Annotated in this window: 14 protein-coding genes and 1 rRNA gene; 7 read left to right on the top strand and 8 right to left on the bottom strand. The window is 71.9% G+C overall.

Annotated features, from left to right (window positions below; translation table 11 throughout):
* The first annotated feature begins 117 nt into the window (after nt 1-117).
* On the top strand, nt 118-693 hold the full coding sequence (locus ACFWPQ_RS43370; protein ID WP_384048119.1) for a GNAT family N-acetyltransferase: 576 nt from the start codon (nt 118-120) through the stop codon (nt 691-693).
* 58 nt (nt 694-751) lie between these two features.
* Nucleotides 752-1,969: a winged helix-turn-helix domain-containing protein gene (locus ACFWPQ_RS43365; RefSeq protein WP_384048117.1), complete on the top strand. Its 1,218-nt coding sequence runs from the start codon at nt 752-754 to the stop codon at nt 1,967-1,969.
* A 21-nt stretch (nt 1,970-1,990) separates the two neighbouring features.
* Here the strand turns inward: ACFWPQ_RS43365 and ACFWPQ_RS43360 are convergent, their stop codons facing one another.
* From ACFWPQ_RS43360 to mtnA, 7 genes are all read right to left on the bottom strand, one after another.
* The gene (locus ACFWPQ_RS43360; RefSeq protein ID WP_384048114.1) at nt 1,991-2,740 is read right to left on the bottom strand and encodes a response regulator; all 750 of its coding nucleotides are present in this window, start codon (nt 2,738-2,740) and stop codon (nt 1,991-1,993) included.
* 207 nt (nt 2,741-2,947) lie between these two features.
* Nucleotides 2,948-3,640 (bottom strand): ribosome hibernation-promoting factor, HPF/YfiA family, encoded by a 693-nt coding sequence (hpf, locus tag ACFWPQ_RS43355; protein WP_384048111.1) that lies wholly within the window; start codon nt 3,638-3,640, stop codon nt 2,948-2,950.
* A gap of 314 nt (nt 3,641-3,954) precedes the next feature.
* Nucleotides 3,955-4,851 carry a ComF family protein gene (locus tag ACFWPQ_RS43350; RefSeq protein ID WP_384048108.1) on the bottom strand — a complete coding sequence of 299 codons (897 nt, stop codon included), beginning with the start codon at nt 4,849-4,851 and terminating at the stop codon, nt 3,955-3,957.
* 337 nt (nt 4,852-5,188) lie between these two features.
* On the bottom strand, nt 5,189-7,027 hold the full coding sequence (locus ACFWPQ_RS43345; protein WP_384048105.1) for an LpqB family beta-propeller domain-containing protein: 1,839 nt from the start codon (nt 7,025-7,027) through the stop codon (nt 5,189-5,191).
* Nucleotides 7,017-9,059, bottom strand: coding sequence for an MtrAB system histidine kinase MtrB (gene mtrB, locus ACFWPQ_RS43340; RefSeq protein ID WP_384048103.1), 2,043 nt, complete (start codon nt 9,057-9,059; stop codon nt 7,017-7,019). Before mtrB ends, ACFWPQ_RS43345 begins: the two co-directional genes overlap by 11 nt.
* 1 nt (nt 9,060) lies before the next feature.
* Nucleotides 9,061-9,750, bottom strand: a complete 690-nt coding sequence (mtrA, locus tag ACFWPQ_RS43335; protein WP_015659998.1) for a two-component system response regulator MtrA — start codon at nt 9,748-9,750, stop codon at nt 9,061-9,063.
* A gap of 4 nt (nt 9,751-9,754) precedes the next feature.
* Nucleotides 9,755-10,897: an S-methyl-5-thioribose-1-phosphate isomerase gene (gene mtnA / locus ACFWPQ_RS43330; RefSeq protein WP_384048100.1), complete on the bottom strand. Its 1,143-nt coding sequence runs from the start codon at nt 10,895-10,897 to the stop codon at nt 9,755-9,757.
* Nucleotides 10,898-11,037: 140 nt separating this feature from the next.
* Here mtnA and ACFWPQ_RS43325 point away from each other — a divergent pair, with 140 nt between their 5' ends.
* Genes ACFWPQ_RS43325 through ACFWPQ_RS43305 form a run of 5 tightly spaced genes read left to right on the top strand, consistent with a single transcriptional unit; the run spans nt 11,038 to nt 16,702 of the window.
* Nucleotides 11,038-12,414, top strand: coding sequence for a hypothetical protein (locus ACFWPQ_RS43325; RefSeq protein ID WP_384048098.1), 1,377 nt, complete (start codon nt 11,038-11,040; stop codon nt 12,412-12,414).
* A gap of 4 nt (nt 12,415-12,418) precedes the next feature.
* Nucleotides 12,419-13,204: a DUF4129 domain-containing protein gene (locus ACFWPQ_RS43320; RefSeq protein WP_384048095.1), complete on the top strand. Its 786-nt coding sequence runs from the start codon at nt 12,419-12,421 to the stop codon at nt 13,202-13,204.
* Complete coding sequence (locus ACFWPQ_RS43315) at nt 13,201-14,403, top strand: DUF4350 domain-containing protein (protein ID WP_384048092.1); 1,203 nt, start codon at nt 13,201-13,203, stop codon at nt 14,401-14,403. The genes ACFWPQ_RS43320 and ACFWPQ_RS43315 overlap by 4 nt, the downstream gene beginning before the upstream one ends.
* Entirely contained in the window at nt 14,403-15,392 is a 990-nt protein-coding gene (locus ACFWPQ_RS43310) for an AAA family ATPase (RefSeq protein ID WP_384048089.1), read from the top strand. The genes ACFWPQ_RS43315 and ACFWPQ_RS43310 overlap by 1 nt, the downstream gene beginning before the upstream one ends.
* Nucleotides 15,392-16,702, top strand: coding sequence for a DUF58 domain-containing protein (locus ACFWPQ_RS43305; protein ID WP_384048086.1), 1,311 nt, complete (start codon nt 15,392-15,394; stop codon nt 16,700-16,702). The genes ACFWPQ_RS43310 and ACFWPQ_RS43305 overlap by 1 nt, the downstream gene beginning before the upstream one ends.
* A gap of 98 nt (nt 16,703-16,800) precedes the next feature.
* Here the strand turns inward: ACFWPQ_RS43305 and rrf are convergent.
* A 5S ribosomal RNA gene (gene rrf, locus ACFWPQ_RS43300) occupies nt 16,801-16,881 on the bottom strand; the annotation flags it as partial.

Genomic DNA, 16,881 nt, shown 5'->3' with positions numbered 1-16,881 from the left:
GGCCGGGGCCCGCGGATGGTGCCGCGCGGGGGCGAGGAATTGCGCGAATTGTGATCACGCACTCACGGACGGCGAAACCGATGGCGTAGCGGATGCCCTGGCGAGCAGAATCAGCCGATGGAACCCGTCACGCTCACCACCCCTCGTCTGCTGCTGCGCGCGGTCGGCCCGCAGGACACCGACGCGGTGTACGCGGCCGTCCAGGATCCCGACATCCAGCGCTGGACGACGATTCCCTCGCCCTACCTCGCCGAGCACGCCCGGAGCTTCACGGAGCAGATGGTCCCCGACGGCTGGTCCGAGGGCTCGATGTTCACCTTCGGCGTCTTCCTGCCGACGGGAGGGCTGGCCGGGATGCTCGCCCTGACCATGCGCTCCCTGGGGACGGCCGAGGTGGGTTTCTGGACCGCCAAGGAGCACCGCGGCCACGGCTACACCGCCGAGGCCACCCTCGCGGCCGCCCGCTGGGCGTTCACCCGGATGGCGATCGACCGGGTCGAATGGCGTGCCGAGGTCGGCAACCACGCCTCCCGCGCGGTCGCGGAACGCACCGGCTTCACCGTCGAGGGCACCCTCCGCTCCTCCCTCAACAACAAGGGCGTACGACGCGACTGCTGGGTGGGCTCCCTGCTCCCGTCGGACCTGGGCCTGCCGTCGGCGGCGCCCTACCTGCCGGCCCCTGCGCAGGCCTGAAACCCCGGAATCCGCAGCTCGTGCCGGGCTGTCAGTGCCACCCTCTATCGTCCGACCCATGACGACCCTCCCGCGCCCCGCCGCCGCTCTCTCGGCGGACGAAGCCCGCCGTATCGCGCTCAAGGCACAGGGCTTCCTCGGTGCCCCCGACCGCCGCTCCGGCGTGCGGGGCGTGCTCCGCCACCTCGGCGCGGTCCAGCTCGACACCATCTCGGTCCTCGCCCGCTCCCACGAGCTCATTCCGTACGCCCGCCTCGGCCGCCTCGGCCGCCGGACGGTCGAGAACGCCTACTGGCAGACAGGATCTCTGGGCGCGTCTCCGACACGACCGCACGCCTTCGAGTACTGGTCGCACGCGGCCTGCATCCTCCCCATCGAGGAGTGGCCGCACTTCGCCTTCCGCCGCCGCGCCTACCGTGACCGGCCGCACTGGAACCACGATCTTCCCGACGGTGTCTACGCCCAGGTCGTCAAGCAGCTGCGTACCGAAGGCCCGCTGACCGCGACGGAGCTGGGCGGCGCGAAGAAGACCAGCGAGTGGTGGGACTGGTCCGGCACCAAGGTCGCCGTGGAGCGCGCGCTGATGTACGGCGAGGTGGTGTGCGTCGAGCGGCGCGGCTGGAAGCGGGTGTACGACCTGGCCGAGCGCGCGGTCCCGGCCGAGCTGCTCCACGACGAGCTGGACGACGCCGAGTGCCTGCGCCGGCTGGTCCGGCTGGCCGGGCAGTCGCTGGGCATCGGTACGCGCGCGGACATCGCCGACTACCACCGGCTCAAGGGCGAGCAGGTCGACGCGGTGATCGCCGACTCGGGTCTGGTCCCGGTGGAGGTGGAGGGCTGGGGGAAGCCCGCCTGGGCGGACCCGGAGGCCCTGGCCACGCCCCCGCGCGGTCGGCACCGGACGACCCTGCTCTCCCCGTTCGACTCCCTCATCTGGGACCGGGCACGCACCGAGCGGATCTTCGGCTTCACCCACCGCCTGGAGGCGTACGTCCCGAAGCCGAAGCGGGTGTACGGCTACTACGCGATGCCGGTGCTGGCCGGCGGCCGGCTCGTGGGCCGGGTGGACCCGGCGCGCGAGGCGGGCGGCATCCTGGTGGCCCGCCAGGTCACGCTGGACGGCCCGAAGGCGGTCCCGGCGGTGGCGGAGGCGCTGGTCGAGGCCGCGAGCTGGGTGGACTGCACGACGGTGCGCGTGGAGCGCGTGGAGGCCCCCGAACTGCGCGAGCCGCTCCTCAAGGAAGTGACCCGCGCCCTGATCGCCGCGCTGCGCTGACCGGCGCCCGCGTCGGCGGCCTCAGCGGATTTCGAGGATCTTCTCCCGCATCGCGTAGACCACGGCCTCCATCCTGGAGTGCAGTTGCAGCTTCTCCAGGATGTTGCGCACATGGTTCTTCACGGTGTTCTCGGAGATGAACAACTCCTTCGCGATGTCGCGGTTGTTCATCCCCGTGGCGACCAGCTTGAGCACTTCGAGTTCACGGTCGGTGAGCCGCGGCGCGGGCACCAGCCGACGCTCGTCGGTGCGCTGGATCATCGACTTGAACTCGGTGAGGAGTTTCGACGCCATGGACGGACTGATCTGCGACTGCCCGTCGGCCACCGCGCGAATGGCGGTGGCCACCTCGTCGGTGGAGATCTCCTTGAGGAGGTATCCGGTCGCGCCCGCCTTGATCGCGTCGTAGAGATCGGCCTCTTCGTCGCTGATCGTCAGCATGATGATCTTCGCACTGGGAGCGACCTCCTTGATGGAGGTGCAGGCCTCGATACCGCCGCGCTTGGGCATCCGGACGTCCATCAGCACGATGTCCGGCAGCAGGTCCGCGGCCTTGTCGACGGCCTCCGCGCCGTCGCCCGCCTCCCCGACGACCTGGATGTCCTCCTCGGCGGCGAGCACGATCTCGAGTCCGCGGCGGAAGAGGGCATGGTCGTCGACGACAAGGACTCTGATCGGTTCCTTGCGTGGAGTACCGCCCGCGTCCGGGCCCATGCCGACAACGCCGCTGCCGGCATCGCCGTCCTGCATCGGTCCGAAGCTGTCCGCCATCGTTCCTCCCCCTGAAGGCTGTGGCCTGTGGTGCTGTGCCATCCCGCCAACCCAAGGCAACGGCCCACCGGTTGGGCCGTTGCGGCCATGATTCCATGTCCGGGCGACAACGCGGTGACAGAGCGGGGCGCGAAGTGGTTGCACACCGGTGCCCCTGGGGGCGCACGGCGCTTCCAGGGGCACCGGCTCAGCTGCCGACCGGGCGGGTCAGCCCCCCAGCGTGCCTCCTGCAGCGGGAGGTTGCGCCTGGGCGACCATCGGGTCCGTGCTGAGGTGGATGACGCCGTAGTCGTACGCGTGCCGCCGGTAGACGACACTCGGCTCCTTGGTCTCGGAGTCGACGAACAGGTAGAAGTCGTGGCCGACCAGTTCCATCTCGTAGAGGGCCTGGTCGAGGCTCATCGGGGAGGCGACGTGGGTCTTCTCGCGGACGACGAGGGGGCCTTCGCCCTTCACTTCCAGCGAGCCCATCTTCTTGGTGGGCACACCGTCGGGCTCCTCGTCGTGGACGGGGGTGCCGTTCCCGTTGAGTGTCGCCGCGCCCGGGACGTGGTCGGGGACCTCGGCGGCCGAGATCCGCCGTGCGCCACGGCGCGAGAACCGCTTGTCGTGCTGCTTGCGCAGCCGCGCGTCCAGCTTCTCCGCCGCCAGGTCGAGTGCCGCGTACGGGTCACTGGCCGCTGCCTCCGCCCGGATCACCGGACCGCGGGAGCGGAGCGTGATCTCCACTCGGTCGCAACGGTCGGCCTGTCGGGGGTTGGGCTCCTTGGACACCTCGACGTCGAGGCTGATCACCTTGCCGTCGAGCTTCTGGATCTTCTCCAGCTTCAGCTTCTCGGCCACGTGCTTGCGGAACCGCTCGGGCACCTCGGTCTTGCGGCCCTTGACGACGATGTCCACGCAGAACTCCGTTCCCGGATCACTCCGCTGCACTGCGGAGCATCTCCCTTTTGCACCCAGCTCCGGTGAACCCCGGAGCCTCGGACTCGGCGACTTCACCTCCTCCTCCCCCATGGGCAAGATCTGCACCCCAGCACCGCGATGATTACGGAAAACCCGCGGCACGGCATTCGGATAGGGGAGACATGGCCTGCGGCTTTCTCCCTCACAACCGAACATATCTCGCCCGGACGGATGTCGTCACCCTCTACTGATGCGTACCTCCATTCAGGTGAATTGACCCAGTCACTACCTGCAACGATGTACGTTCACGGTCAGTTCCGGTTGATTTCGAAAGAATCCGGTGTGGCCGCGACCACGGCCGCACGGACCGGTCCCGCGAGGCCGTTCGCCTCGGCCATTCCCGGTTCGTCCCGTCTCCACTTCGCCCGCTCTTCCCGTGATCCGGCCTGCCGTTCCTCCCTTCCTTCCCAAGCCGCGCGCCGATACACGGCCGTTGTTCCCTCTCCTGTCCCTCCGGCCCCCACGGCCTCCCGTACCGCACGCGCCGCCTCCGCCAGGGTGGCGCCCGTCGTGACGAGGTCGTCGACGAGGACGACCAGGCCCCCGGCGAGCAGCCCGGCACCGCCCGCCGTCACCTCCAGCGCACCCGCGAGATTCGCGAACCGCTGCCGGGAGTTGAGCCCTGTCTGGTCGGCCACGGCCCGCCGCTGCCGCAGCACCGGGGCCACCCGGGCCGAGCCCCCGGCACGCCGCAGCTCCGCGGCCGCCGCGAGAGCGATCCGCCGCACCGGGTCGTGTCCCCGCGCCCGCACGGCCCATGGCGCCGACGGCACCGGGACGAGCAGCACGGGTCCGGAGGCGCCGACGCCACCCGCCGTACCGCGCCACGAGGCGACGATCCGCACGCTCCGGCCGTCCCGGAGCCCGGCCCGCACCGCGCCCGCCACCGCCGCGCCCAGCGCCCCGGCGAGCGCCAGCGCACCGCGCTCCTTGTGGGCGAGAAGGGCCGCCCGTACCTCGTCCGCATAAGGCGCCGCCGCGTACACCGCCGGCAGCCCGGGCGGCTCCGGCACCGGTCGCACCCGGCGCGGTACGGCCCCGCTCAGGGCGGCACGGCACTCGGCACAGAGCACCGTGCGAGGCGTCCCACAGCCTCCGCACTCGGCCGGTAGCACCAGGTCGGTGAGGTCCTGCCACCACCCCCGCATGTGCCCACTGTGCCAATGACGGGCCGAACCGGCCACCCCTGTGGACAACCGCCTGTGGACAACTCCACGCGACACGCACAGCACGTCACCCACACGGGTGAGGGGCCCCAGGTCGTAAGCCGGTGCTGCACCCGAGAACAGTCGCCCGAGGCACACAACAGCCTCCGCGCCCACCCTGCACCCACCCCGCACCCGGCCGGCACCCGGCACCCGGCACCCGGCACCCGGCACCCGGCACCCGGCACCCGGCACCCGGCACCCGGCACCCGGCAACGGAAAACGGCCGTCCCGTCGGCTCGACGCCGGACCGGGACGGCCGTTCACGCACGGCTGGGGCTCACCCCGGATAGACCGGCGCCGACCCGTCCTTGACCACCTTCTGCCACTGGTCCCCGGACGGCAGCCGGACGATCCCGTCGTCCTGCGAGTCGGCCACCAGCGGCACCCGGTCGTCCTCGGACGCCGCGATCGCCAGGACGCCCGTGAGGGCCGCGGGCGCCGGCCCGTCCGGTGTGGAGCCGTCGACCTGGACGTACCGCGTCTGCTGCACACCGCCCTGCTCGCGTCCGACCACCACGAGCCGGCTGTCCCCGGCCCAGGACATCGCGGTGACCTCCTCGGAGCCGGGGGTGGCGGAGCGCAGTTCGAGGACCGAAACCTCCTGCTGGTCATCGGACTTGGTGCGTTCGATCCGCCCGACGAGCAGCGACTGCTTGCCGTCCTTCTCGACGACGAGCGCGATGCGCACCCCGTCCGCGGCGACCCGCACGTCCTCGATACGGCCGTTCAGTTCGGGGATCTGCACGGCCAGCGGCTGGCCCACGCCCTGCGCCAGCATGTACAGCTGCGGCTTCGCCGGGTTCCGGTCGGCCACCCACAGGTCGCCGCGGGCGTCCCAGCTCGGCGCCGTCAGGCGGTCGTCCTCGGTCGCACCGTGACTGGTCAGCACGGCGTCGCCGAGTGAACCGGCCGACGCGAGCGAGGTGACGTACATCGACCTGCCGTCGCTGGTGACCCCGGCCGCGGTCCGCTCGTCACGGGCGACCGCCACCGACCGCAGCGGCTTGGTGCCCGCGCCGAACGGGCCGGGTACCGCGACCGCGCTGGTGCCGGTACCGCCGGTCGTCATCCGCACCAGCCGGTGCTTGCCGTCGAGGAAGTACAGGTAGTCGGGGTGCTTGGCGGAGGCGCGCCAGGCGATGGCCTCGGCCTCCTCCTCGTCGGCGTCACACATGTGGGAGCCGCTGACGGACTGCAACGCGACCGAATCCACGGTGGGCGTCAGGTTCCGCAGCGTGAAGAGCAACTGGGTCGCCATCTCGTTGCACAGGGCCGACCCGATCCGGGACGCCTTCACGTTCAGCGGCACCGTGACCCGGTTCTGGTCGTCCGGGGCCAGCCCGGACACGCCCTTCTTCAGCGTCGTACCGGTCGGGAAACTCGACCGCACCACCGGGCCGAGCCAGGTGGTCGGACCGTTGAGCAGCGAACGCACCAGCTGGGTCGTCGGGTCCACGCTGCTGCGCACGAAGACGGGATCGGCGACCGCCACCGGCTGCCCGGTCTCCTCGGCCGACGTGTCCGAGGCGAAGTAGTACTTGTCGACGGACGTGTAGTTGCGCTGGAAGTCGGACTTGCCCATCACGACACCCTGGGGCAGCGAGTCGATCCGCCACTGCCCGCTCTTGGCGTCCTTGGTCAGATGCACCGCCCTGCGGTACGCCCCGCCCGCGGGCGCGTACGCCTGCTCCTCGTCGACGGTGGCCACCCGGCTGCCCTGGAGGGTGTAGGTGATGCTGCCGGTGCCTTCGCGGGTCGCCGGACGCGGGTCCGACTGGATGCTCGGCCCGTTCGCCAGCACCGTGGCCTGCGACTCCGGCTGCCAGGTCTTCGCGGCGGCCTGGGTCAGATACTTGCGCGCCGTGTCGTAGTTCGGATCGTCACTGGTCAGGGCCTCCAGGAAGCCCTGCACGATCTCCGTGGACGAGGCGTCCTGCTGCGGGGGTATCGCGAAGACCCGGACCTGGGTGTCCTGGCGCGGCGTGGACTCGACGTCCCGCAGGTCGCCGCTGTCCGGCATCGAGGCACAGCCCGCCAGCAGTACGGCCCCACAGGCGGCGTACGCCACCGCGCGCGCCGGCCCGCGCCGGGCGCTCCCCTCGCGGTCAGCGCCCACGAAATGCCTCCCCTGGCTTGTTCGACTCGTCCGCCCCGCCGGCCTGACCGGTCTCGGGCGTGCCCTCCTGACGCCGTGCGCCCTGGGCCGGGCGGGGCACCACGCGCGCGCCGTTGCCGGGCAGCGCGGTCGGGTCGGCGGTGGGCGCCACGCCGGCCAGCCGCTGCGGCATCGGCGCGAGCGGCGACGCCTGGCCGCCGGGCTGCACTGGGACCGTCGCCCGCTTGTCCTCGCCGCCGCCCGGCAGACCGGCCTCGTCGAGCCCCCGGTTGCGCCGGGAATCCTTGGGTTCCAGGGGTATCGGCGAGCCCCGCAGCGGCTCGTCCGCCGTCCTGGGGAGCGTCAGCCGGAACTGCGAGCCGCCGCCCGGCTCTCCCCACGCCTGCAGCCAGCCGCCGTGCAGCCGCGCGTCCTCCAGGGCGATCGACAGCCCCAGGCCCGTGCCGCCGGTGGTACGCGCGCGTGCCGGGTCCGCCCGCCAGAAGCGGCTGAAGACCCGGGTCGCCTCGCCGGGCTTGAGCCCGATGCCGTAGTCGCGCACCGCGACCGCGACGGCACCGCCGGCCGCCGCCAGCTTGACGACGACGTCCTTGCCCTCGCCGTGCTCCACGGCGTTGACGACGAGGTTGCGCAGCACCCGCTCCACCCGCCGGGCGTCCGCCTCGGCGACCACGGGCTGCAGGTCGCCGACCACGCGTATGTGCGTGCCCTTGCGCTCCGCGAGCGGCTCGGCCCCGCTGACCACCCGCCGTACGACCTCCCTGAGGTCTATCGGCTCGGCCTCCAGCGCCGCCGCGCCCGCGTCGAAGCGGCTGATCTCCAGCAGGTCGGCGAGGAGCGACTCGAACCGGTCCACCTGGTCGGCGAGCAGTTCCGCGGACCGCGCGGTCACCGGGTCGAAGTCCTCGCGCGCCTCGTGGATGACGTCGGCGGCCATCCGGACGGTCGTCAACGGCGTCCGCAGCTCGTGCGAGACGTCGGACACGAACCGGCGCTGCATCCGCGACAGGTCCTCCAGCTGCTGGATCTTCAGCTGGAGGTTCTGCGCCATCTTGTTGAAGGCCTCGCCGAGCCGCGCGATGTCGTCCTCGCCGGTGACCTTCATCCGCTCCTGGAGCCGCCCCGCCGACAGCCGCTCGGCGATCCCGGCCGCCATCCGCACAGGCGTGACGACCTGGCGCACCACGAGCCAGGCGATGGCTCCGAGGAGTACGACGACGAACAGCCCGGCGGTCGCCAGCGTGCCCTTCACCAGGCTGAGGGACTTCTCCTCCTGGGTGAGCGGGAAGAGGTAGTACAGCTCGTACGGGTCGTTGTTCGGGTCGCTGACCTGCTTGCCGATGACCAGTGCAGGCTGCGACTCCTTGTCGTCCGTGTAGATGATCCGCGTGTAGCTCTGTGCGGCGGTCGTGTTGTCGTTGATCCGCGTCCGCAGGTCGGCGGGCACGCTGGCCGTCGGGTCGACCTGCCCGGAGGCGCGCGGCCCGCGACCGCCGCCGCCGTTGTTGTCGCCCGCGGGCAGCGTCACCACGTCGAAGGCGCCCTGGCCACCGCTGGACAGGGACTCCACGAGGTCGCTCATCCACGAGGTGAGGTTCTGCGACTGCCGGCCGTCCACCGACGCGGTGGTGTCACCGGTACCGGTCGCGGCCTCGTCGGCCTTCTGCTTGGCCACCGCGAAACCGCCGGTGGCCTGGCTCTGCGAGGCCTTCACCTTGGCGTCCAGCAGGCCGTTGCGCACCTGCCCGATGACGACGAAGCCGAGCAGCAGTACGACGCCCAGCGACATCAGCAGGGTCGTGACGACGACCTTGAGCTGGATGTTGCGCCGCCACAGCCGCATGACCGGCAGCAGTGGCCGCCGTACCCAGCGCATGAACAGGCGCAGCACCGGGCTGCCCTGGACCCCGCCCTGGAGCAGCCCGCCCTCGAAGAGCAGCCGCCAGCGCTTCGCGAGCCGTTTCCCGCCGACAGGCCGCTCCGGACGGTCCCCGGACCGGCCGGGGGCCGAAGCGGCACTGTCCCCGGGCATGTCAGCTCGGTCCCGCCTTGTATCCGACACCACGGACGGTCACCACGATCTCCGGCCGCTCCGGGTCCTTCTCGACCTTGGAGCGCAGCCGCTGGACATGAACGTTGACGAGACGGGTGTCCGCCGCGTGCCGGTAGCCCCAGACCTGCTCGAGGAGCACCTCACGCGTGAACACCTGCCACGGCTTGCGGGCGAGCGCGACCAGCAGGTCGAACTCCAGCGGGGTCAGTGCGATCGACTGCCCGTCCCGCTTCACCGAGTGCCCGGCCACGTCGATGACCAGGTCACCTATGGCGAGCTGCTCCGGCGCCGGCTCTTCCGACCTCCGCAGCCTGGCCCGGATCCGGGCCACCAGCTCCTTCGGCTTGAACGGCTTCACGATGTAGTCGTCCGCGCCCGACTCCAGGCCCACGACCACGTCGACGGTGTCGCTCTTCGCCGTGAGCATCACGATCGGCACCCCGGACTCCGCCCTGATCAGGCGGCACACCTCGATACCGTCCCGACCGGGCAGCATCAGGTCCAGGAGCACCAGGTCGGGCTTGGTCTCACGGAAAGCGGCCAGCGCCTTGTCGCCGTCGGCTACGAAAGACGGCTCAAAACCTTCACCACGCAGCACGATGCCGAGCATCTCGGCCAGTGCGGTGTCGTCGTCGACGACAAGGACTCGTCCCTTCATAAACGACATCATCCCATTAGCTAATCGTTACCTGGCGTGACCTGGCACACAGCTCGGCAAGTGCCTCAGCCGTCACGGGCGAAACGGCGCCTTCCTCGGTGACGATCGCCGTCACCAACTCGGGCGGCGTCACGTCGAACGCCGGGTTGTACGCCTGGGTCCCCAGGGGTGCCACCGGCATCCCGCCTCCCGCTCCCGTCACCGGCACCTGTGGTGCTGTGACCTCGGTCACCTCGTATCCGGGGCGCTGTTCGACCTCGATGGATGCCCCGTCCGGTGTCTCCGGATCCACTGTCGTCACCGGCGCCACCACGATGAACGGAACGTGGTGGTACCGCGCGAGCACCGCAAGCGGATAGCTCCCCACCTTGTTCGCCACCGATCCGTCGGCCGCGATCCGGTCCGCTCCGATCAGCACCGCGTCCACCTCCCCCGACGCGAACAGCGAACCGGCCGCGTTGTCGGTGAGCAAGGTGTACGCCATGCCGCTGCGGGCCGCCTCGTATGCCGTCAGGCGAGCACCTTGCAGCAACGGACGCGTTTCGTCCACCCAGAGCCTTCGCAACCGCCCCGCCCGATGGGCCTGGAGCGCCACCGCGAACGCCGTGCCCTCCCCTCCCGACACCAGCGAACCGGTGTTGCAGTGGGTCAGGATCCGGTGCCCGCCGCCGGGCAGCAACTCGTCCAGCAGCGCCAGCCCGTGCTCGGCCATCCGGGCGCTGGCCTCGGCATCCTCCCGGTGCAGCGCCCTCGCGGCAGCCAGCGCCGCCGCGGCCGCCGCCCCGGTGTCACCGCCCCCGGCCAGAGCGGACCGGTACGCCGACACCGCCCTGCGCACCCCGACGGACAGATTCACCGCCGTCGGCCGGGCACCCGACAGCGCCACCGCTGCCTCGTCCACGTCGAAGCCCCGCGCGGCGGCGAGCGCGACGCCGTACGCCCCCGCTATCCCGAGCAACGGCGCACCGCGCACCGCGAGCGAACGGATCGCCTCCACCAGCGCGGGCGCGTCCGTGCACACCCGCTCGACCTCCTCGGTCGGCAGTCTGGTCTGGTCGAGAAGGACCACGACAGGACCTTCGGGCGGCTCCTCCCACCGGATCACCGGCATTCCCGTCGGCCGCTTGTCCTCGCCGGTTTGCGCGTACTGATCAGCCATGCGGTCAGTCTGCCCGGTATCCGGCGGACAATTGAAGGTGCGCAGCCTCCACCGCGGCCGGTCACTGGGCGCCCACCCCATGGCACGATGGCAGCCAACCTGCCGCCGCGACCGCGGACGGGCACCGTGAAGGAGCTTCGATGAACGACACTCCGGGCTGGGCCTCGCCCGGATCCGCCCCGTCCGACGGGCGGGAACCCGGCGCGTCCGCCCCTGCCGACCGCCCCGTCCCCGCAGGGCCTGCCGAACAGCCCGCCGATCAGCCGGGTGAGGATCCACAGGGCCCCGGCTCGCAGTGGTCCAAGGAGCAGCCGCCGCCCGGCCAGTGGTCCACGCCCACCGGCGCCCCGGCACCAGGCCAGGCACCCCCGCCCCCGCCCCCCGGCCCCGGCTGGGGCGGCCGGCCCCCCGGCGGCGGTTACGGGGGCCCCGGCGGGCCTGGCGGCTACGGAGGCCCCGGCGGATACGGCCCGCCCGGCGGATACGGAGCCTGGGGCGGCGGCTGGGGCGGCCCCCCGCCCGCCGCCAAGCCCGGCGTGATCCCGCTCCGCCCGCTCGGCGTCGGCGAGATCCTCGACGGCGCCGTCTCCACCATGCGCACCTACTGGCGCACGGTCCTCGGCATCTCGCTGACGGTCGCCGTCGTCACCGAGGTCGCGGTGATCCTCCTCCAGGGCCTCGTCCTGAACGACACCGAGACCACCGACGCCCTCAACGACCCCAGCGCCTCCCTCACCGAGATCAGCCGCGCCGCGGGCGAGGTCATGCTCAGCTCGGGCGCCGTCCTGCTGATCACCCTGGTCGGCACCATCATCGCGACAGCCCTGCTGACGACCGTCACCAGCCGCGCCGTGCTCGGCAAGTCCGTCACCATCGGCGAAGCCTGGCGCGACGCCCGCCCGCAGGTCCTCAAGCTGTTCGGCCTCATCCTCCTGACCGGGCTCATCGCGGTCGGCATCCTGCTCGTCGGCGCACTGCCCGGCATCGTCGTCGCGATCGCCGGCGGTCCCGCAGGTGCCATCGCCGCCCTGCTCATCGTCGGCATCCTCGCCGGTGTCGTCGTCACCGTCTGGCTGATGGTCCGCTTCTCCCTGGCCTCTCCCGCCCTGATGCTGGAGAAGCAGAGCATCACCAAGTCGCTGGGCCGCTCCACCAAGCTCGTCCGCGGCTCCTGGTGGCGGGTCTTCGGCATCCAGTTCCTCGCCTCGATCATCGCCAACATCGTCTCGTCGCTCGCCGTGGTCCCCTTCACCCTGGTCGGGGCCTACGTCGGCGGCCACGGCCTGACCGGCTTCCTCGAGAACACCAACGCCGACTACGGCTGGACGTTCCTCATCATCACCGGGATCGGCTCGGTGATCGGCTCCATGCTCACCTTCCCGATCAACGCGGGCGTCACCGTGCTCCTCTACATCGACCAGCGCATCCGCCGCGAGGCCCTCGACCTCGAACTGGCCCGCGCCGCCGGTGTCGAGAACTACGGCGCCGGCACCCCCGGCACCGTCCCGGGGAGCTGATGCGGTGAGCCCGACGGGGGGATTCCTCACCGCGGTGCCCGCAGCCCTGCCAGGCGCCGCCGACGAGGCCGTACGAGGCCTGCTGCGGGCCCGGGACACCGCCCTGCTGTCGCTGGCCGGCTCGGGCGACCAACCGCCCGTGACCATCCCTCGCGACCCCGCGCGGGAGGCGGCACGGCGTGAACTGTCCAAGCGGATGTACCACGAGAACGACCCCGGGCTGTTCCAGCGCGCCCTGAACGCCGTCCTGGACTGGGTCGACCGGTTGCTCGCCGCCGCCGCGTCCGCGACGCCCGGCGGCGCACTGGGCCTGGTCGTCGTGGTCCTGGCCGTCATCGCCGTCCTGGGCGCCCTGTGGTGGCGCCTGGGCAGCCCCCGCCGCCAACCCGCTTCCACCGCCGCCCTGTTCGACGACCGCCCCCGCAGCGCCGCAGAACACCGCGCAGCAGCCGAGGCACACGCAGCCCAGGGCCACTGGAACCAGGCCCTCCAGGAACGCATGCGTGCCGTCGTCCGCGCCCTGGAGGAACGCGCCCTGCTCGATGTCCGCCCCGGCCGTACCGCCGACGAGGCCGCCGCCGAAGCCGGCCGCACCCTGCCCGCCCACACCGACCGGCTGCGCGCCGCCGCCCGGGAGTTCGACGACGTGACGTACGGCGGCCGCAGGGCGACCCAGGCCTCGTACGACCGAATCGCCGACCTGGACCGCGACCTGGAGCGCACCAAGCCGGTCCTCACCAGCAGCGCCCACAGCACGGCCCACCACAGCCGCCAGGGAGCCGCCGAATGACCACCGGCGTAGCCCTCCCGCCCTCCGCCACCTCCACCGCGCCGACCACCCGCCAGGTGTGGACCCGCACCCGCGGCATCGTCCTCGCCTTCGTGCTCGTCCTCGCCGGGGCCGTCGCCATCGCCGTCATCCGCTCCGACAGCAGGCACGGCGACCTCGACCCGCGCTCCGCCGACCCCTACGGCAGCCGCGCCGTCGCCGAACTCCTCGCCGACCGGGGCGTGGACACCCGCGTGGTCACCACCCTCGCCGAGGCACGCGCCGCGGCCGGCCGCGACACCACCCTGCTCGTCGCCGTCCCGGACCTGCTGACCCCGCATCAGCAGTCCCAGCTGCAGGCATCGACGGCCCGGTCGGGCGGCCGCACCGTCCTGGTCGCCGCCGGCAGCTCGTCCGTCGAACGGCTCGCCCCCGGCGTCACCGCCGACCCCGCCACCAGCATCAGGTCCACACTCGACCCCCACTGCAACCTGGCCGCGGCCCGGCGGGCGGGCAGCGCCGACACCGGTGGCATCCGCTACACCACCACCCACCTCGACGCCAACACCTGCTACCCCAGCCAGCGCCTGGCCACGCTGCTCCGCATCCCGGCGGCCTCCGGAAGCGGTGACACCGTCGTCCTCGGCGCGCCCGACATCCTGCTCAACGACCGCCTGGACAAGCAGGGCAACGCCTCGCTCGCCCTCCAACTCCTCGGCTCCCGCCCCCATCTGGTCTGGTACCTCCCCTCGCTCTCCGACGCCACGGCCACCGGTACCGGCGACCAGAAATCCCTGTTCGACCTGCTCCCGTCCGGCTGGCTCTGGGGCACACTGCAGCTGTTCATCGCCGCAGCCCTCGCCGCCTTCTGGCGGGCACGCCGACTGGGGCCCCTCGTGCCCGAGAAACTCCCCGTGGCGATCCGCGCCTCCGAAACCGTCGAAGGCCGCGCCCGCCTCTACCGCAAGGCCAACGCCCGCGACCGCGCGGCCGCCGCTCTTCGCTCCACCGCTCGCACCCGCCTCGCCCCCCTCGTTGGCGTCCCCGTCTCCCAGGCACACGCGCCCGAGGCCCTGCTCCCCGCCCTGTCCGCCCACCTCCACGGCGACGGACAGGCCCTGCACTCCCTGCTCTTCGGACCGCCGCCCGGCGACGACGCGGCCCTCATCGCCCTCACCGACCAGCTCGACGCCCTCGAAAGAGAGGTACGCCGTCCATGATGGACCCGACCACTGACAACGCCGGGAACACCGGGAACCCGGCCGACGCCCGGGCCTCCCTGGAGGCCCTGCGCGCGGAGATCGCCAAAGCCGTGGTCGGCCAGGACCCCGCCGTGACCGGCCTCGTCGTCGCTCTCCTCTGCCGCGGACACGTTCTCCTTGAAGGAGTCCCCGGAGTCGCCAAAACGTTGCTCGTCCGCGCCCTCGCATCCGCACTCGAACTGGACACCAAGCGCGTCCAGTTCACCCCCGACCTCATGCCGAGCGACGTCACGGGATCCCTCGTCTACGACACCCGCACCGCCGAGTTCTCCTTCCAGCCCGGCCCGGTCTTCACCAACCTCCTCCTCGCGGACGAGATCAACCGCACCCCGCCCAAGACCCAGTCGTCCCTCCTCGAAGCCATGGAGGAACGCCAGGTCACCGTCGACGGCACCCCACGTCCGCTCCCCGACCCGTTCCTGGTCGCGGCGACCCAGAACCCCGTCGAGTACGAGGGCACCTACCCCCTCCCCGAAGCCCAACTCGACCGTTTCCTCCTCAAACTGACGATCCCTCTCCCCTCCCGCCAGGACGAGATCGCCGTCCTCACCCGGCACGCCGAGGGCTTCAACCCGCGCGACCTGCGCGCCGCCGGCGTACGCCCCGTCGCGGGCCACGCCGACCTCGAAGCCGCCCGCGCGGCGGTCGCCAAGACGACCGTCTCCCCCGAGATCACCGGCTACGTGGTCGACATCTGCCGCGCCACCCGCGAGTCCCCGTCCCTCACCCTCGGAGTCTCCCCGCGCGGCGCCACCGCCCTCCTGGCCACCTCGCGTGCCTGGGCCTGGCTGACCGGCCGCGACTACGTCATCCCCGACGACGTCAAGGCCCTCGCCCTGCCCACCCTCCGCCACCGCGTCCAACTCCGCCCCGAGGCCGAGATGGAGGGCGTGACCGCCGACTCCGTCATCAACGCGATCCTCGCCCACGTCCCGGTTCCCCGCTGATGCCCCTCACCGGACGCGCCGCCCTCGTCGCGGCCATCGGATCGATCCCCATCGGCATCTGGGGACCGAGCTGGACGGGCGTCCTCGCCGTCGACGGCCCCCTGGCACTGGCCTGTGCCTGCGACTTCGCCCTGGCGGCCCCGGTACGGCGCCTCGTGCTGACCCGCTCCGGCGACACGTCCGCCCGTCTGGGCGAGACCGCGGACGTCACCCTGACCGTGACCAACCCGTCCCGGCGCCCGCTCCGCGCCCGCCTCAGGGACGGCTGGCCGCCGAGCAGTTGGCAGCCGGGCACGGAGGTCGAGGCCTCACGCCACCGTCTGGACGTCCCCCCTGGCGAACGCCGCCGCGTCACGACCCGCCTGCGCCCCACCCGTCGCGGCGACCGCCAGGCGGACCGCGTCACCATCCGCTCCTACGGCCCCCTCGGCCTGTTCTCCCGCCAGGGCGGCCACAAAGTGCCCTGGACTGTACGGGTTCTGCCCCCCTTCACCAGCCGCAAGCATCTACCGTCGAAACTCGCCCGATTGCGTGAACTCGACGGCCGCACCAGCGTTCTGACCCGCGGCGAGGGCACTGAATTCGACAGCCTGCGCGAGTACGTGCCCGGCGACGACACCCGTTCCATCGACTGGCGGGCCACAGCACGGCAGTCGGCGGTCGCGGTACGCACCTGGCGTCCCGAACGCGACCGGCACATCCTCCTCGTCCTCGACACCGGCCGTACCTCCGCCGGCCGAGTCGGCGACGCCCCCCGCCTGGACGCCTCCATGGACGCGGCACTCCTCCTCGCGGCCCTCGCATCCCGCGCGGGCGACCGTGTGGATCTCCTCGCCTACGACCGCCGGGTCCGCGCCCTCGTCCAGGGCCGCGCCGCCGGTGACGTCCTCCCGTCCCTGGTCAACGCCATGGCCACGCTGGAGCCGGAGCTCGTCGAAACGGACGCCCGCGGGCTCACCGCCACCGCGCTGCGTACGGCCCCACGCCGTTCCCTGATCGTCCTGCTCACGACACTCGACACCGCCCCGGTCGAACAGGGCTTGCTGCCCGTACTCGCCCAGCTGACCCAACGCCACACGGTTCTGCTCGCTTCAGTGGCCGACCCGCATGTCGCCCGCATGGCGACGGCTCGTGGAAACGCCGACGCGGTGTACGAGGCGGCGGCGGCCGCACAGGCCCAGAGCGAACGGCATCGGACCGCGGAGCAACTCCGCTGGCACGGCGTGACTGTCGTGGACGCGACGCCTGATGATCTCGCTCCCGCATTGGCGGATGCGTACCTGGCTTTGAAAGCGGCGGGCCGGCTCTGATCCCCTTGACGTCTTCTCGCTCGGAGGGCAGAAGGGGACCAGTCCTTAAACGCAAAAGAGCCCCACACCGTGAGGTGTGGGGCTCTTTCTCAATATTTGTTCGGCGGTGTCCTACTCTCCCACAGGGTCCCCCCTGCAGTACCATCGGCGCTGTAAGGCTTAGCTTCCGGGTTCGGAAT

This window comes from Streptomyces sp. NPDC058464, assembly GCF_042721035.1.
Taxonomy (GTDB): Bacteria; Actinomycetota; Actinomycetes; order Streptomycetales; family Streptomycetaceae; genus Streptomyces.
The sequence above is the reverse complement of the archived record's forward strand: the minus strand, read 5'-3'. Positions and strand labels throughout refer to the sequence as shown.

What these genes read in the sequence shown, in the direction of transcription:
- ACFWPQ_RS43305 (WP_384048086.1), top strand. Translation starts at nt 15,392, where the DNA reads ATGCCCCTCACCGGACGCGCCGCCCTCGTCGCGGCCATCGGATCGATC.
- ACFWPQ_RS43360 (WP_384048114.1), bottom strand. Translation starts at nt 2,740, where the DNA reads ATGGCGGACAGCTTCGGACCGATGCAGGACGGCGATGCCGGCAGCGGC.
- ACFWPQ_RS43310 (WP_384048089.1), top strand. Translation starts at nt 14,403, where the DNA reads ATGGACCCGACCACTGACAACGCCGGGAACACCGGGAACCCGGCCGAC.
- mtrA (WP_015659998.1), bottom strand. Translation starts at nt 9,750, where the DNA reads ATGATGTCGTTTATGAAGGGACGAGTCCTTGTCGTCGACGACGACACC.
- ACFWPQ_RS43325 (WP_384048098.1), top strand. Translation starts at nt 11,038, where the DNA reads ATGAACGACACTCCGGGCTGGGCCTCGCCCGGATCCGCCCCGTCCGAC.
- ACFWPQ_RS43350 (WP_384048108.1), bottom strand. Translation starts at nt 4,851, where the DNA reads ATGCGGGGGTGGTGGCAGGACCTCACCGACCTGGTGCTACCGGCCGAG.
- mtrB (WP_384048103.1), bottom strand. Translation starts at nt 9,059, where the DNA reads ATGCCCGGGGACAGTGCCGCTTCGGCCCCCGGCCGGTCCGGGGACCGT.
- ACFWPQ_RS43365 (WP_384048117.1), top strand. Translation starts at nt 752, where the DNA reads ATGACGACCCTCCCGCGCCCCGCCGCCGCTCTCTCGGCGGACGAAGCC.
- ACFWPQ_RS43315 (WP_384048092.1), top strand. Translation starts at nt 13,201, where the DNA reads ATGACCACCGGCGTAGCCCTCCCGCCCTCCGCCACCTCCACCGCGCCG.
- ACFWPQ_RS43370 (WP_384048119.1), top strand. Translation starts at nt 118, where the DNA reads ATGGAACCCGTCACGCTCACCACCCCTCGTCTGCTGCTGCGCGCGGTC.
- mtnA (WP_384048100.1), bottom strand. Translation starts at nt 10,897, where the DNA reads ATGGCTGATCAGTACGCGCAAACCGGCGAGGACAAGCGGCCGACGGGA.